This is a genomic window from Sporosarcina sp. P12(2017) (assembly GCF_002743035.1).
In the GTDB taxonomy this organism is placed as follows: Bacteria; Bacillota; Bacilli; order Bacillales_A; family Planococcaceae; genus Sporosarcina; species Sporosarcina ureae.
Window position 1 is genome coordinate 90,130 of record NZ_PDYL01000004.1, and the last position, 16,215, is coordinate 106,344.

Consider the following 16,215-nt stretch of genomic DNA (forward strand, 5'->3'; position numbering starts at 1 on the left):
GAAAAATCTCCTGTCAGTTTTTTGGGGATTTACCCGCTTGTTTCTTCGCATTTTTTCTTTCCGTTCTGCGTTGATCTAGCTTTTCTTTATCAACATCGGATTGTTTGTTGTATTTAGGCAATATTAATAACTGATACGCATTCACTGCGAGAAGCGGAAATAAAAGAATAGTTACCCATTCATCTTTGTTACCTGAAGTAACCATTAGTGCCGGTAACCATTCAAGCGTCGTGATCACAATCATGAAGAATAATGCTGAAATTAATGCATGTTTTTTTGTCCACTGTGCTTTAAAGTACGCTGTCACTACTGATACTGCAATTAACGTGATGAGTAAGAAAATATACAAAAATGTACGACTTGTATCTTCTTTCGTTAATTGAAAACGGAAAAAGACTAAATCAAACAGTACTACTACTATGATCAGCATTTGCACCCAATTCCATAATGTTAGCGTACGGAACATATTCACGCCGAACTGATGGACGGTTAAGTAGGCGAAGAAGCCCATCTGCGCAATCACACTCATTGTAAATCCTAAGAAAATCATCCATAAAAAAGCACCAAGAAATTGCCATATCTCGCCTGCCTGTAAGTATCCATAGAAAAAGTCCCAACGTACAATTAGACCGACAACCGCTGTAATTGCTCCGCCAATTGCCATTGCGCGTAAGAAAAATTTAACCCAATTTCGTATTGTCACAGTACTGTTCCCCTTTTTATCATGTCCATCCTAGTGTATCAACGATCGACAAAAAAATCTATTTCATTGAACGATTCATGCATATTCCTTCTTATATTGTGAACAATAAATGAAAATACAAGTGGAAGGTTGAGTGGAATGAAAAAATTTGCAGTTCTATTTCTATTCCTTCTATTCCTTACGGGTTGCAGCGGAGGTCATCAGGCGGCGCCAAGCTATGATGAGATGAAAAAGATGATGACGGATGCAATCCAAACGGAAGACGGAAAAAAAGCACTCCGTAAATTGATGACTGATCCTGAGTTCAGGGAGTTATTAGTACTTGAACAGCCCGAAGTCAAGCAGAGCATTGAGAATGTATTACTTTCTAAAGAAGGAGAACTTTTTTGGAAAACAACTTTTGAAGATCCTAAATTCACTGAATCCATCGCAAAAAGCATGAAAAAGCAACAAGCGGATATTATGAAAGATTTGATGGGAGATGCTTCTTTTCAAAAAGAATTGGAGAAGTTTTTTGGTCAACCAGACATGATGAAGCAAATGGAGAATATCGTGAATTCAGCAACGCTCAAGAAGGAAATGGAGAAGGCCATAGAGGATACAATCAATAGTCCTCTCATGCAAGCAAAGTGGCAAGAACTGATTATGAAGGCAGGAAAAGGTGCTGGTGAGGAATCCGCAAAGGGTGACGCTAAAGAAGAAAAAACAGACGAAGAAGGAAAATAATCCTTTCTTCGTCTGTTACATTTTACTTTTCTGTTTTTTTAATTACTGTATCGGCAACGTCTAAATAGATTTTTCCTATCGGATGATCTTCTGCGTAGACGGAAGGTGCAAAATCCGTTTCGTTCCAGTCAGGTTGGCCGAGAGGAATTTGTCCTAATAATTCCGTACGAAGTTCTTCAGAAAGACGAACACCGCCGCCTTGTCCAAAGACATACTCTTTCTCGCCTGTTGCTTGCGATGAGAACCAAGACATGTTTTCAATCACACCGAGTAATTCATGTTCAGTCTGTAATGCCATCGCCCCTGCACGTGCTGCAACGAATGCTGCAGTTGGGTGTGGAGTAGTAACGACAATTTCTTTAGATGCTGGAATCATTTGGTGAATATCAAGTGCTACGTCACCTGTTCCTGGTGGTAAGTCGAGCAACAAGTAATCCAACTCGCCCCAGTCCACGTCGCGGAAGAATTGATCCAACACTTTCCCAAGCATAGGTCCACGCCATACGACAGGTGCGTTGTCTTCAACAAAGAAGCCCATTGAGATCACTTTGACACCAAAACGTTCTACTGGCATGATACGATCTTCCCGGACTTCAGGCATAGCTGTAATACCCATCATATCCGGAACACTGAATCCATAAATATCTGCATCGATCAAACCAACTTTTTTGCCGCGTCTAGCTAAAGCTACTGCTAAGTTGACAGAGACTGTAGATTTTCCTACACCGCCTTTACCAGATGCAATCGAGATAAACTCGATATTAGATAAAGGGGATAAGATATCTTGTGTTTCCGCTTCCGTAACTGTACCACGGAATTGCTCTAACACTTCTTTAGGCAGCTCTTCGAATCGAATGCCCACCGAGTCGGCTCCTGCTTCTTTCAACATTTCAACTATTTTTGATTGTAGCGTCAATTGCTCTCCGGTATTCACTTTCGCAATCGCGATTTTAACACTGACGTGTTCTTTTTCAGGTTTAATGGTTACACCCACAACACCATTCGTTTCTGCCAATGTTTTATGTAAAAACGGATCTTCCAATGCGCCAATCAGTTCACGGACTTGTTGCTCATTAATCACATTCAACACTCCTTACTGAATTCATTCACTCCCTTTCAGTATATCATATTCCCTATTCACTAAAACGTCATATGCTTCATTGTTCTTCAGCAAGTTGGTATTTCACAATTCCATCCACAATCGCTGCAGCCACTTTTTTCTGATATGATTTATTTGCCAATAGTTTTCTTTCCTCTGGATTGGACAGGAAGCCTGTTTCTACCAATACAGCTGGCACCGGTACTTTTTTCAATAAGTAGACCCCTGTAATTTTCATGGCTTCTCGCTCTGTGTTTTTCAACTGATCACGCAATTCGTTTTGGATCGACGTCGCTAGTTGCTTACCCTCTGGATGGCCGCCTGGATGATAAAATACTTGTGCCCCTCTCCAGCGCTCTTCTGGAATTGCGTTAACGTGTACGCTGATAAACATGTCGGGCTTCGAATCGACGGCCATGCTTTCACGTAGTTTCAGGTCTGCGAACTTTCTACTTCTCAACGAGGTAAACTTCTCGGATGGTGCATGTTCCGCGACCGCATCGCCACTTTTCTCCCTCGTCATTTCTACAGTTGCCCCTTTTTTCTTTAATAGTTTACTCACTTCATGGGAGATGTTTAAAGTAATATCTTTTTCAATGAGTTCACCTGCTGAAGCACCCCCATCTTCCCCACCATGCCCAGGATCAATGAGGATGCTTACCCCACCAAGTTCTGAGGGCAGAAAGAAGCCACGATCAGATGCTTTGACGCCGTATAACACTCCACCTAACGAGAAAATTATTAGCAACCCTGCTACAAGCCACTTTTTCATACAGACACCGCCTTTTTCTTTCACTATACGCTTGGACTTTTGAGGTTATGTCTACGTAGTATATGAGAAGCTGTTTAGAGTAGAAGATAGTGAAGTGTACCATGGGCTTATGCTATGGATTTGTAAGAGTGAAGACACCGTTGCACTAAAGGTGCACGCACACTACGTAACTAGGTAGAAATGCGACACTCTACGGTGGAACGCATACATAAAAAAGCTGTCGCAAGAAGTTTTTCACTTCTTACGACAGCTTTGGTTTCGCTTATTATTTTGTTTCGCCTTCCCATGCTAACATGCCGCCCACCATGTTTGTTACATCGAATCCTTCGTCTGCCATAAGCTCCTGCGCACGGCCACTTCTGCCGCCTGAACGGCATACGAGAATGTAAGGTGTTTCAGCATTTAAGTCATGCATTACAACGGGTAGGTTGCCAAGTGCGATGTGTTGTGCACCCGGAATGATGCCTTCTGCTACTTCGTCATCTTCACGTACATCGATGATATTGAGATCTTTACCGCTTTCTAGTTGCTCTTGCACTTCTTTTGCAGTTAATTCTTTTAAAGTCATGAATGATATCCTCCAAAGTGTTTAATGTACCCTTATTCTATCTTGCTGAGTTAAGCATTGTCTATTGAAATGAACTAATTAGTGTTGTTGTAACTCTTTCATAGTATGCCCTCGGTTTTCCCATAATCTGGTCGCATCCGCCAATTCAACAATCGCAGGGATATAGCGCTCGGATTCTTTAATAGGCAGTTCCAGTCCCGATACAAATAATGAAAGTTCCATCATGAAGTCGCCGCCACTTACTTGCAAATTATATACTAGTTCAGAGACTTCTTCCTCTACATTCAATTGATCACCGAAGTCTTCTCTTAACATATTCTTTACTATTACCTGCTCTGGCGTTTCTTGAAAGTACTCTTCATCAATGAATCGCAGTAATTCTTCTTTTCCAGGTATGTAATATGGCTTTCCAGCTGCATTTCGTTTTAGGTTTTCCTTTTCATCCTCTTCGCTAGTCGCTTCTGCTACAAATTCGTTTGATTGAATATAAACGAAGCTCTCCTCTAGTTTTTCTTTCACTTGCTCTGATTGCAAAAATCTTTCCACTTCATCCAATGAAATCTCTTCTTTGTTTTGATTTTTGTAGATCTCAACCACTTTTTCAACAGGCACAATCCCATATAGATTTGTGCACGCCACGATATACTTCATTACCAATTCTTCATTCATTATATACACGCCTTTCACTTATCCGGATAAATTCCCTATGTACTCTTTCTGTATTGTATCAAAACTATTGTCTATTGTTCAGAACGAGAACTATTTTGATCATTCAAGACGATGTCATAATATACTATACCAACTAGAAAAATCAGGAGGAATAGTATGGGTGCTATAAACGGCGAGGAGTTTGTACGTAGAATGAATGAGCAAAACGCTGAGATTTGGCTAGATGGGCAACAATTGAAAGGACCTATCTCTGAACATCCCGCTTTTAAAGGGCTTATAGAAACGAAGGCTTCTCTATATGATTTACAACTGTCACCTGCACACAGATCTCTCATGACATACGCTTCGCCAGTCACAAATGAGCGAATTGGTATTTCTTACTTACAACCTAAAACCAAAACAGATTTGCAGAATCGCAGAGTCATGACAGAAGAATGGGCAAGACTTTCTTGCGGCTTACTTGGCAGAAGTCCCGATTACCTCAATACGGTGATCATGAGCTTTGCCTCTTCTTCGCCTCACTTGCTCGGCAAGGAAAACTGCTTTCCCGAACATATTCAAGCGCTGTATGAACGAGCACGAGAAGAGGACCTGTCTTTTACTCACACCTTCATTACACCGCAGATTAATCGATCTCAAAGTGCCTTTAATATGTCAGATGAACCGGTCTCCGCGAAGATTGTAGGTCAGACATCGGAAGGACTCATCATTAAAGGAGCTAAGCTACTTGCAACACAGGGCGGCGTGACAGATGAGGTATTGGTATTTAGCACGCCTTCATTTCTTGGGGATCCTGATGAAGCTTTCGCCTTTTCCATTCCCTCTGGAACAGAAGGTTTGCGTTTTCTTTGTAGAGAATCATTTGTAGGAGGGAGTTCCACATTTAATTACCCACTGAGTTCAAGGTTTGAAGAGATGGATGCTGTAGTGGTTTTCGATAATGTTCTCGTCCCATGGGAGCGTGTATTCTTTCATCACAATGCCGAAGTAGCTTCAGAGTTTTTTTCCATGAGTTCGTTCCATCCATTCGCCACACATCAAGTCATTACGAGACAGATTGTCAAAACGGAGTTCATGCTGAATTTAGCAGAGCAGCTCGTCCAAACGATTAATATAGCGGAATATCTCCACATACAAGAAAAACTGTCTGAAATAATTATTGGACTCGAAACAATGAAAGCACTGCGAGATAAATCTGAAGCCGATGCGGCACTCGATCAATGGGGGTATATGTGTCCAAGTGCAATACCACTTCAAGTAGCCAGCAATGTTTTCCCGAAAGTCTACCCGCGTTTCAGTGAGATCATTCAGCTAATCGGAGCAAGTGGAATGATTGCGTTACCCACCGATAAGGATTTCCATTCGGCTATTCAACCTGATCTCGCAAAGTACCTGCAAGGAGCGACAAAAACCGCGGTAGAACGTGTACAACTGTTTCGTTTGGCTTGGGATTTGACGATGAGTTCGTTCGGCACAAGACAAACACAATATGAACGGTATTTTTTCGGAGATCCGGTTCGCCTATCAGGTCATCTATACCGATCCTACCCGAAAGACGCGGGGCAAGAAATGATATATCGTTTACTTAGGATTAAATAAGAAGTCTGCAATTCACCTAAACTATTCGGATGCATGTCTATACAAGTGGTTCACCAACGACATCAATTCTTACATTTTCTTTTATCAAAAAGCTCCCGAATAAAACAACTCCCCTAAGCCATGTTATATGGCATAGGGGTGTTGTTTTAATTAATAGGTATTTCTTGAAAATCGATGCGAATAAATTTACCCGTTTCTGCTGAATAGGTGACAGTCACTAGCACACCGAATTCTCGTTCCTCCTCTTTTAACCAAAGCTGGAACTTTTCCGTGTTTGTAACTTTCTTTGAGTCAGTTGCGATATGCAAATAATCCTTGATATCTGCATGAGGATACTTGAGCATCGTTTGCTTGATAGCAAGCCTTGACCATTTGGCGTATGCCGGTACTTCCACTTTACTAAGTGCAGCAACTGGCGCATCACTAGTGCCCGACCCACTTGTCAATAAAACTCCAAGTGCCAAGCCTATTTTCGCAAAGATGGCGCACACCTCCTTTTAAGAATAGCATGCGCTGATTATAACCATTCAATTCTAAATAAAAAAACATCCAACTAAAATAGTTAGATGTCTCTTGTATATTAAATTTTTATTGTCTGTTCTTCCTTCACACCAGGCCACATTTGTTTCGTATACGCCATGTCCCAGAACATATACTCATAACGAGTCGTATTAAGGAAAATCTCCTCTAACCTCGCTAATTCCGATTCAGGCTTACCTTTTGCTGTTTCATCCATTAAGTCTAAGCACCAAGTAGCCAACTCCCCGAAGTCTTCCGATGAATACATGCGAATCCAGTCACCGTACAACGGATGATCCAACGCACCTGGCAACTCAGAAAGCTCTTTGCCGATCTCCCAGTAGCTCCACGCACACGGCAATAATGCAGCGACTACTTCCGCTAAAGAACCGTTTTGACTAACATGCAACATATAGTGCGTATACGCTAGGACAATGGGTGACGGCTTGGCATTCTCTAGCTCTTCTTCTGTAATACCAAAGCGAGCTGCATACTTACGATGTAGATCCATTTCCGTGTTTAGTGTACCGTTAAGTAACGCTGCAAATTTCCCCATCATCTCTACATCGGTAGCCTTCATCGTGCCTACAGCAAACACTTTTGCGTAGTCGATTAAATACAAATAGTCTTGCACCATATAAAATCGAAACTTCTCCTCATCCAACGTACCATTTCCAATTTCTTGGACAAATGGATGACTATGATTCTGTCTCCAAATCGGTAATGTCTTCTCTAATAAGCGCTCAGTGAACTTCATGTATACTCTCCCCTTTTTCGTAGTAAATGAAAAAACCACTTCTTGACCAGAAGTGGCGGAGAGACGTCACAGAGCCAGAAATAAGCTACGTAACATCTGCACCACTTCCTTACGCCGGTATGAACCGGTTCAAGTTAAAGGGTTAAAGCAATATGCTTCTCTCAGCTCCACAGAGCACCCCTAGCGGTAACAACTATTTCATTTGTATATCCATTATAGGCATATCTTGTCAGAAAAGTCAAACGAATTGAGATTATAAACTGCCTAACATACAACACAGTGAATGGTAACAGTCCTCAAGTTGATGGCATTTATTCGAATAAGTTTATTAGTTTATTTTTAGTGAGAGTCACGCAGTTTCAAATCTTTATTCTAGATGTTCTTTGAGCTTTTTCTGAACATCTTCTTCTATTTTTTTCACGCGCTCTTCTTTTAGTTTACGTCTTGGTTTAGGATGAAACCATTCGATTTCACCGTTAATAAATGTTCCTTTAAACTCTTCACCCTGAATCTTTAATTTAAATAACTGAAGTGGCCGAGTTTGATTTCTGCTAATCGAACGTTCGATTTCAATATCATCTGCTTCATTTCGAATCCCTTGCTCAGATAACAATTCCAACACTTTATTCTCTATGGCAATTACTTCTTCTTCACCGACGTCTTGCTTCGGATGTGGATGAAGCCATTGGATTTCACCATCATGATAGTCCCCCTTATAATTACGACCTTCTATGATGAGCTTAAACTGAATTCGCTCGTACTGCCTGTCCTCAAAAACTTTTTCCGCTTCAAAGTCGTCTACCACAGGAAACACCTCCAAAAATAGTAACAAGTCTCTTTTTTATAGAATAATTCATCTTACTTCATCCATCACTACTAATTCAAGCTATTTAGCACAAAGTTAGATTTTCCCACCGTTCAAGTTTACTTATAAAGATCCTCTTCAAATAAAAACCAAATATATCTCAGCAATAGGTTGTTGTCAAACCAATCACTGTTCTAAGGCACTTGTTATAAACGCAAAATTCAGTGGGAAAATGGTGGTCACGGCCAGTTCAAAAGCCGTTCAGTCTATTGCGCCTTTGCTCATTACAAGTCAGCATGCCAAATTCACACTTGGGTAACGGTCTTTTTAAAGCCATTCATAATAAGCATGAATGTTGAGCCTATACACCTAAAACACCTATAATTCCACTTGGATTGACGTCTGGTTCCAACTTATAAAGTGTTATTACTCATATGTTTAATGATACCCTAATTTCTGTGTTTCAATCATTTGAAATGACACTCTAACTATTTTATTGGACTGGTATCTAAGCTGTTCGAACACACTCCAATGCGCGAACTACTAGTCATATAATAATTTATATATAAACAGCAAAATTAACAGGAAAAGCCCAACAACTCTTTAGAATTGTCGGGCCCTGTCTAGTACTTCCTTAAAAAACTTGGTTTCGTTTGATACCATTCGTCGCTAATCACGTGATGGCACACTGAAATAATTCGTTCTATGACCTGTGTATAGTTTGCTAATATACGGATGGTGAAGCCAGGAACAGCAAGCTTGGATAATCCAAATGTAAATTCTCCAGCCTCTTGTTGAATTGTTTCATACAATCGATCTAATAAAGCATCGCTTGTCTTTTCTCCAACGACAATTAAGGAACCTAAATGTGTGTATCCTTCCATAAAACCTAACTCATTCATATGCTGAGATGCTGGATGAAGTTTAATATGGTCAAAGGCAACAAGTTGATTTTCCATATAAATCTCCGTTTTCAAACGGAGCATATCGTAGCTGAACTTTTCTCCTTCCGGTGACCAGCCGGGAGTCAGTATATCGGAATATAGCAATGTTGCGCCTTTTTCCATGTATATACTGTTTTTTTGATAACAACTGGCATCTTTGTATGCAATAAGTGCATCCGGCAAGTACTCTAGATAACTGTCTTTTTTCATATAAAAGATCGTCTCTTGGTACACTGGCTTGGTGGGCGTTCTATATACTTTCGTCGACGACTGGGTCGTCAACGTCAGCATCGCTCGTTCACCAAGCGTGACTTTCATTTGATACCGATCTCCATCTAAATAGCCACCGCCAGGATTTAATAAATAATAGCATGGATAACTATTCTTATTGAAATAGACAGGGCGCATCACTTTAAATGCACCCTGGAAGTAGACACTTTTTGCCACGGAGCGTCCTAAGCGGTTTTCCATGACAAGGTCAAGAACGCCTGTCCATTCAGACATCTTGTCCTAGTCCTTTTAACAAAGCATGTTTCTTGACCCACTCTACTACTTCATCTAGCCCTTGATCGTCTTTTAAATTAGTGAAAAAGAAAGGCTTATTTCCTCGGAATACTTTTGTGTCAGATTCCATGACTTCAAGACTTGCCCCGACATATGGCGCCAAATCTGTTTTGTTTATAATAAACAAGTCAGATTTAATCATTCCTTGTCCGCCTTTGCGCGGGATTTTTTCACCCTGCGCTACGTCAATTATATAAATGGAAAAGTCTACGAGTTCCGGACTGAATGTAGCCGCTAGATTATCTCCGCCACTCTCTACAAAAATTAACTCTACGTCGGGATGCTTTTCCTGCAATTCATTAATCGCTGCAAAGTTCATCGATGCATCTTCTCGAATTGCCGTGTGTGGACAGCCTCCTGTTTCCACCCCGACAATGCGGTCTTCTGGAAGAATACCGTTCGCAACTAAAAATTTGGCATCTTCTTTCGTATATATATCATTTGTAATGACAGCCATACTTACTTCGCCCTCTAAAGCGCGTGTAATCTTTTCGACCAGCATAGTTTTTCCTGCACCAACTGGTCCGCCAACACCTATTTTAATTGGTCCCATTCTAAGCACATCCTTATTCTCAATTTCATTGTGTTCATTACGAACTAAAGATACGTATCCCAACACGTTCGTGTTGCATTTGTGAAAGATCGAGTCCTGGCGATACGACTCCAAACTCTTCTTGATCTAATTCCATAATTTTGTCTGTTGTTTGCTGAAGTTGTTGTTGAAACGTATAAATAATCTTCTGTCCCGCAGTTTGTCCAAGCGGGATGGCCCGCACGGCATTTTGTACGAGACTAACAACCGTCGAATATAAATAATATAAAATCGTTGTAGTCTTTTCTACTTGAAGGTGATATCCGATCATCGTAAAAACAATAGCCGGATGTCCGAAAGCTTGTTTGTCACGAATTTTCTGCGCGTAGATAGATAACACTGGTATTTTGTAAATGGATTCGGCAATGTCTAACATTCTGTCACCCATACGTTGTGTACCATCACGTGATTCACGGGCAAGATTCTGTACAGTCAATAAGCGATCCAATTCCCAAATCTTATCAAGATCATCCACATCAAGTGCATCATAAACGAGTCTTACGGCCAAGCCATCTGCATAAGCAAGCTGTTCATGCAGATAGACATTCAACCACTCAGAAAACGTATTGGCATCGGTGACCTTGTCGTTCTGGATATATGTTTCCAGTCCAAATGACTGGCTAAAAGAGCCGATCGGAAAACTTGAATCGCATAGCTGTAACAAGGACAGTGCGTTATTAGTCATGGCTATGTCCGATATGACGGAAAGCCTTCGCAACTTTTCGTTCTTCACGCTTGAACGGAATACCCATTTCTTTTAGCAATTCCTCGACTAAATAATCATACTGAACGAGCATGTCCTCATCCTCAAACTGCGCAGGTAAATGACGATTTCCAAGCTGATGAGCAATCGTTCCCATTTCAAGCATCGTGCGCGGGCTAATAATAATTAAATCGTCAGAAAGTACATCAATCAAAATAACATTCTTATCATCCATAAAAAGAATGTCTCCCGCTTCCAAATCACGCGGTTTTTTTAATCGAATTCCAATTTCACGTCCGTGATCGGTTTCCACACGTTGGATTCTTTTCATTAAATGCGCACTTTCTAAGTACACTTTCTCTTTATGAAGGCTTTCATACTTACTTGGATCTAAATCCCTAACGTTCATTAAGACTTCTTCTACAATCATTTTCTTCACCTCAGAATAAGAAATAGCGTTGACCCATAGGTACTACGTCAATCGGATCACATGTTATAAGTTTTCCGTCAATTTTCACTTCATACGTTTGTGGATCCACATCAATATGGGGTGTAGCTGTATTTAATTTCATATCTTTTTTCGTGAGACTGCGTATATTACGGACAGGCAGTACTACTTTTTCAAGTCCAAGCTTTTCTTTTATTCCTTGATCATATGCAATTTGGGAAACAAATGTAATAGAACTTTGCGACAATGCCTTACCGAGTGTTGCATACATCGGACGATAAATCATTGGTTGTGGCGTCGGGATCGTCGCATTGGCATCTCCCATTAAGCTAAAGACTGCCATTCCATTTTTCAATATCATTTCGGGTTTAACGCCAAAGAATTTTGGATCCCATAGGACAAGGTCGGCCATTTTCCCGACTTCAATTGAACCGATATACTCCGATACGCCATGAGCAATAGCAGGATTAATCGTATATTTAGCGACATAGCGCTTTACCCGATTATTATCCGAATACTCACTATCGCCCTCCATAACTCCAAGCTGTTTTTTCATTTTGTGAGCTACTTGCCATGTACGAAGTGCAACTTCTCCGATACGGCCCATCGCCTGAGAATCGGAGCTTGTCATACTAAAGACACCTAGGTCTTGTAAAATATCTTCCGCTGCAATCGTTTCATTGCGAATACGTGAATCTGCAAATGCGATATCTTCTGGCACGGAAGGATTTAAGTTATGCGCTACCATCACCATATCCAAATGCTCATCAATCGTATTAATTGTATACGGCAATGTCGGATTGGTAGAAGCCGGCAACACATTCATCATGCCTGCAGATTTAATCAAATCCGGAGCATGCCCTCCCCCCGCGCCTTCTGTATGGTACATATGGATACCACGGCCGTCAATGGCTTTGATCGTATCCTCAAAAAATCCGGATTCGTTTAATGTATCCGCGTGAAGGGCGACTTGCACATCATATTCATCGGCAATGCGTAATGCATGATCGAGAACAGACGGTGTCGCGCCCCAGTCTTCATGAACTTTCAAACCAATCGCACCGGCAATTATTTGTTCAGCTAAAGGGCCTCCCGCTGCTGCATGCCCTTTTCCTGTTAAACCGATATTGATCGGTTGTCCATCCAAAGCCTTCAGCATGGAATGAAGATGCCAAGCACCCGGTGTGGCAGTCGTAGCTCTAGAACCATCTCCTGGTCCAGCTCCACCACCGATTAGTGTTGTCGTTCCCGCAGTAAGTGCGACATCTACTTGTGCCGGATTAATGAAGTGCACGTGCGTATCAATTGCACCGGCAGTAATGATTTTACCTTCTCCCGAAATAACTTCAGTGGATGTTCCAATAATAATATCCACTTTGTCTTGCACAAGCGGATTACCTGCTTTGCCGATACCCGAAATTTTGCCGTCTCGAATTGCTAGATCCGCTTTATATATTCCTGTATAGTCCAGCACGACAACATTTGTAATGACTGTATCTGGTACGCGTTCATCTTCTTCGCGCGTTATGTATGGGTGTTGTCCCATTCCATCGCGAATGACTTTCCCGCCACCGAACACAACTTCTTCTCCATATTTCGTGTAGTCTTTTTCAATTTGGATAAATAAATCTGTATCTGCTAGTCGGACAGAGTCTCCGGTTGTCGGTCCGTACATTTGAGCATATTGCTCTCTATCCATTTTAAAACTCATTTTGTATTCCCGCCTTCCAATGCTCCGTCTACTTTATTGTGAAATCCGTACACTTCTCTTTCTCCAGCATAGTCAATTAGCTGTACTTCTTTTTCATCGCCCGGCTCAAAACGAACAGCAGCGCCTGCAGGAATATTTAAACGTTTACCGTACGTAACATCCCGATCAAACTTTAATGCAAGATTCACTTCATAAAAATGATAATGGGAACCAATTTGGATGGGTCTGTCCCCATGATTAATAACTTGTACATGTATATTTTCTGCACCTTCATTACAAATGATTGGTTCATCTTTTAAAATGTATTCGCCTGGTATCATCGTTACGTCTCCCTTCTATTCATAAACAATCTATCTTATCGGGTTATGCACTGTGACTAACTTCGTCCCATCAGGGAATGTTGCTTCTACTTGAATGTCATCAATCATTTCAGGAATCCCATCCATTACATCTTCACGAGTTAAAATCGTCGCACCATAAGCCATAAGTTCCGCAACTGTTTTCCCGTCTCTGGCACCTTCCATCACCTCATATGTAATAAGAGCCATTGCTTCAGGGTGATTCAATTTAAGCCCTCGTTCCCTCCGTCTTCTGGCAACGTCTGCAGCAACAACGATCATTAATTTATCAATTTCACGCGGTAGTAATCGCATTGTTCAACCTCCTAAAATAAATAATATATTGCAGTAATACACTTCTCCAATTAAAAATGTAATATTCTATAAAGTATAAAAATTATATTGACTTGCTATCCTCTTTTAATTGCCTTACACATTTTGATTCATTCATATAATTCCATTGATAAAGCGTGTGTGTATAGAGAGGTCCAACTTGTCACAGTTTACCCAAATGCAAGTTAACATAAACGTTGTCCACATAACACTTCGCCGACAAATAAACTATTGTTAGCGGCCAAAATAGTATTTCGGTCAAGTTGTCTCTAAATTCGAATCATATGATTAGGTAACGAGTTGTTTAATACATGGTCTAGTCGCAGTTGATTCGTTAAAGACTCATAATATCAGGGGGGGTGATCCGTGAGCCTCTCAACTAGCTAAAACAACTGGGAATGAAGGGTGGTTTACTTTCTTTTTAGAAAGTGAATTGGAGTTACTGCTACTAATTTATTGTACAGTTTCTCGGCGAAGATTCAAGTGTTCCCGCTTACATAAGGAGCTGGCGAGATATCTACTTAGAAAAGTACTGCTCAAGCTAAACACAAAAAAGCCCTCCTCATTAAATAATGAGAAGAACTTTTGAAAAAACAAATTAACGCTTTGAGAACTGAGGTGCACGACGAGCGCCGCGAAGACCGTATTTCTTACGTTCCTTCATACGTGGATCACGTGTTAGGAATCCTGCTGATTTAAGTGCTGCACGGAAATCAGGATCTACAGTAAGCAATGCACGAGCAACGCCGTGACGGATTGCGCCTGCTTGACCTGTGTAACCTCCACCGTGAACGTTAACGTGGATATCGTAGCTTCCAAGTGTTTCCGTTGTAACTAGTGGTTGTTTAATGATTTCACGAAGTGTTTCGAATGGTACGTAGTCTTCTACGTCACGATTATTGACGACAATTTTGCCTTCGCCAGGAATTAGACGTACACGAGCTACTGAACTTTTACGACGGCCAGTGCCGATATATTGTACTTGTGCCAAGTGGGTTTCCTCCTCTTAATTAACCGCGAAGCTCGAAAGCTTCTGGTTTTTGTGCTGCATGCTGATGCTCTGGACCAGCAAATACGTGTAATTTCTTGATTGTTTGACGACCTAGAGGACCGTTTGGAAGCATTCCTTTAATCGCAAGTTCAAGCATTTTTACAGGGTAGTTCGTACGCATTTCAAGAGCAGTACGTGACTTGATGCTACCTGTGTAACCAGAGTGACGGTAGTACATTTTATCTTTCAACTTGTTACCAGTCAATTGGATTTTTTCAGCGTTGATGATGATGACGTGATCGCCTGTATCAACATGTGGTGTAAACGTTGGTTTATGTTTACCGCGTAAAAGAGTTGCAACTTCTGAAGCAAGACGACCAAGCGTTTGTCCTTCAGCGTCGACAACTAGCCATTTACGTTCGACTTCGTGACCTTTAGCCATGAATGTTGTGCGCATATTGTATTTCCTCCTAAAATATCAAATCTGTTCCCTTGTTTTCTCTATCCCTAAACACAAATAAACTTCCGGGGCTTGTTTGTGGGGTTATTGAAATACCATTTATCATGTTATCCTTTATTGCCGATAAAGTCAAGCGTTTTTATGTATACGCCAGGATTAGTTGCCATGACTTCAATAAGTGACTTCTAGCAAGTACAAACCGTGTGCCGCCGCAGTTTTCCCTGCTCTTTGGCGATCTTTTGCCTCGAGTATTTTTTGGATATCTTCGGGCTCGTCCCAACCAATGCCAACTTCCAGCAAAGCACCGGCAATCGTACGAACCATATTGTAAAGAAATCCATCTCCTTCCACTTCAAGAATCAGTTCGTCCTGATGCCGTTCAAGTGTAAGTTTCCGGATCGTACGGACTTTATTCGAGGTAGCGGTCTTCGCCGAACAGAAGCTTGTAAAATCATGTGTGCCGATTAAATAGGCAGCACCTGCATTCATTCGTTCTACATCTGGATTCCACCTACCTAAATGAACAGCAAAATTACGCTCGAATGGACTTTGCAATTCTCCATAGGACCATTTATATCGATACGTTTTACCTGTTGCACCGTAACGGGCGTGAAAATCTTTAGACACCTGTTCAATCGCAGTTATACGGATGTCCTTAGGCAGCAGCACATTCAATGCCATCAGCCAGCGATCACCTAAATCTAGAGGTGTGTCAAAATGGATGACCTGACCTAACGCATGGACACCAGCATCGGTTCGTCCGCTTGCTACCGCGTGTGATGTCGGGTCTTTATGCAATTTAACAAGCGCCTTATCTATCTCCGCTTGAACTGTCCGCATGGTTGGCTGGGACTGATATCCGGCAAAATGCGTCCCGTCATACGAAACAGTCGCTTTCATTCGTTTCAATTTAT

At 41.3% G+C, this 16,215-nt stretch carries 20 protein-coding genes and 1 riboswitch; of the genes, 2 read left to right on the forward strand and 18 right to left on the reverse strand.

The annotated features are described in order from the left end of the window. Positions 1-13 precede the first annotated feature (13 nt). The gene (locus tag CSV80_RS04375) at positions 14-703 is read right to left on the reverse strand and encodes a KinB-signaling pathway activation protein (RefSeq protein ID WP_099669915.1); all 690 of its coding nucleotides are present in this window, start codon (positions 701-703) and stop codon (positions 14-16) included. Between the two features lie 138 nt (positions 704-841). Between CSV80_RS04375 and gerD the strand changes: the two genes are divergently transcribed. Next, complete coding sequence (gerD, locus tag CSV80_RS04380) at positions 842-1,429, forward strand: spore germination lipoprotein GerD (RefSeq protein ID WP_158231860.1); 588 nt, start codon at positions 842-844, stop codon at positions 1,427-1,429. A 22-nt stretch (positions 1,430-1,451) separates the two neighbouring features. Here gerD and CSV80_RS04385 read toward each other — a convergent pair whose 3' ends face one another. From CSV80_RS04385 to CSV80_RS04400, 4 genes are all read right to left on the reverse strand, one after another. Further along, positions 1,452-2,510 (reverse strand): Mrp/NBP35 family ATP-binding protein, encoded by a 1,059-nt coding sequence (locus CSV80_RS04385; protein WP_099669916.1) that lies wholly within the window; start codon positions 2,508-2,510, stop codon positions 1,452-1,454. Between the two features lie 76 nt (positions 2,511-2,586). Continuing rightward, positions 2,587-3,300 carry an N-acetylmuramoyl-L-alanine amidase gene (locus CSV80_RS04390; protein ID WP_029053234.1) on the reverse strand — a complete coding sequence of 238 codons (714 nt, stop codon included), beginning with the start codon at positions 3,298-3,300 and terminating at the stop codon, positions 2,587-2,589. Positions 3,301-3,565: 265 nt separating this feature from the next. Continuing rightward, positions 3,566-3,868 carry a rhodanese-like domain-containing protein gene (locus CSV80_RS04395; RefSeq protein WP_029053235.1) on the reverse strand — a complete coding sequence of 101 codons (303 nt, stop codon included), beginning with the start codon at positions 3,866-3,868 and terminating at the stop codon, positions 3,566-3,568. Between the two features lie 78 nt (positions 3,869-3,946). Next, a complete protein-coding gene (locus tag CSV80_RS04400; RefSeq protein ID WP_099669917.1) occupies positions 3,947-4,537 on the reverse strand; it encodes a hypothetical protein in 591 nt (196 codons plus the stop codon). Between the two features lie 156 nt (positions 4,538-4,693). Here CSV80_RS04400 and hpaB point away from each other — a divergent pair, with 156 nt between their 5' ends. Continuing rightward, entirely contained in the window at positions 4,694-6,136 is a 1,443-nt protein-coding gene (hpaB, locus tag CSV80_RS04405) for a 4-hydroxyphenylacetate 3-monooxygenase, oxygenase component (RefSeq protein WP_099669918.1), read from the forward strand. Positions 6,137-6,282: 146 nt separating this feature from the next. On the opposite strand, the gene CSV80_RS04410 is transcribed toward hpaB, so the two are convergent. The 13 genes from CSV80_RS04410 to truA form a co-directional block, all read right to left on the reverse strand. After that, positions 6,283-6,600 (reverse strand): DUF3889 domain-containing protein, encoded by a 318-nt coding sequence (locus tag CSV80_RS04410; protein ID WP_158231973.1) that lies wholly within the window; start codon positions 6,598-6,600, stop codon positions 6,283-6,285. A gap of 116 nt (positions 6,601-6,716) precedes the next feature. Next, a complete protein-coding gene (gene tenA / locus CSV80_RS04415) occupies positions 6,717-7,412 on the reverse strand; it encodes a thiaminase II (protein WP_099669920.1) in 696 nt (231 codons plus the stop codon). Between the two features lie 89 nt (positions 7,413-7,501). Next, positions 7,502-7,604: riboswitch (TPP riboswitch) on the reverse strand. Positions 7,605-7,779: 175 nt separating this feature from the next. Then, the gene (locus tag CSV80_RS04420) at positions 7,780-8,217 is read right to left on the reverse strand and encodes a YheE family protein (protein WP_232321189.1); all 438 of its coding nucleotides are present in this window, start codon (positions 8,215-8,217) and stop codon (positions 7,780-7,782) included. Positions 8,218-8,840: 623 nt separating this feature from the next. Then, positions 8,841-9,665 carry an urease accessory protein UreD gene (locus tag CSV80_RS04425; RefSeq protein ID WP_099669921.1) on the reverse strand — a complete coding sequence of 275 codons (825 nt, stop codon included), beginning with the start codon at positions 9,663-9,665 and terminating at the stop codon, positions 8,841-8,843. After that, the gene (gene ureG / locus CSV80_RS04430) at positions 9,658-10,278 is read right to left on the reverse strand and encodes an urease accessory protein UreG (RefSeq protein WP_099669922.1); all 621 of its coding nucleotides are present in this window, start codon (positions 10,276-10,278) and stop codon (positions 9,658-9,660) included. Before ureG ends, CSV80_RS04425 begins: the two co-directional genes overlap by 8 nt. Before the next feature lie 37 nt (positions 10,279-10,315). Then, entirely contained in the window at positions 10,316-11,002 is a 687-nt protein-coding gene (locus CSV80_RS04435) for an urease accessory protein UreF (protein ID WP_099669923.1), read from the reverse strand. Continuing rightward, positions 10,995-11,450, reverse strand: coding sequence for an urease accessory protein UreE (gene ureE / locus CSV80_RS04440; protein WP_099669924.1), 456 nt, complete (start codon positions 11,448-11,450; stop codon positions 10,995-10,997). The genes CSV80_RS04435 and ureE overlap by 8 nt, the downstream gene beginning before the upstream one ends. A 10-nt stretch (positions 11,451-11,460) precedes the next feature. Beyond that, on the reverse strand, positions 11,461-13,179 hold the full coding sequence (ureC, locus tag CSV80_RS04445) for an urease subunit alpha (RefSeq protein ID WP_099669925.1): 1,719 nt from the start codon (positions 13,177-13,179) through the stop codon (positions 11,461-11,463). Then, positions 13,176-13,499: an urease subunit beta gene (locus CSV80_RS04450; RefSeq protein WP_099669926.1), complete on the reverse strand. Its 324-nt coding sequence runs from the start codon at positions 13,497-13,499 to the stop codon at positions 13,176-13,178. The genes ureC and CSV80_RS04450 overlap by 4 nt, the downstream gene beginning before the upstream one ends. A 30-nt stretch (positions 13,500-13,529) precedes the next feature. Then, positions 13,530-13,832, reverse strand: coding sequence for an urease subunit gamma (locus CSV80_RS04455; RefSeq protein ID WP_029053247.1), 303 nt, complete (start codon positions 13,830-13,832; stop codon positions 13,530-13,532). Between the two features lie 616 nt (positions 13,833-14,448). Further along, positions 14,449-14,841 (reverse strand): 30S ribosomal protein S9, encoded by a 393-nt coding sequence (gene rpsI / locus CSV80_RS04460; RefSeq protein ID WP_029053248.1) that lies wholly within the window; start codon positions 14,839-14,841, stop codon positions 14,449-14,451. 19 nt (positions 14,842-14,860) lie between these two features. Then, a complete protein-coding gene (gene rplM / locus CSV80_RS04465) occupies positions 14,861-15,298 on the reverse strand; it encodes a 50S ribosomal protein L13 (protein WP_029053249.1) in 438 nt (145 codons plus the stop codon). Positions 15,299-15,472: 174 nt separating this feature from the next. Next, on the reverse strand, positions 15,473-16,210 hold the full coding sequence (truA, locus tag CSV80_RS04470; protein WP_099669996.1) for a tRNA pseudouridine(38-40) synthase TruA: 738 nt from the start codon (positions 16,208-16,210) through the stop codon (positions 15,473-15,475). Between the last annotated feature and the right edge of the window lie 5 nt (positions 16,211-16,215).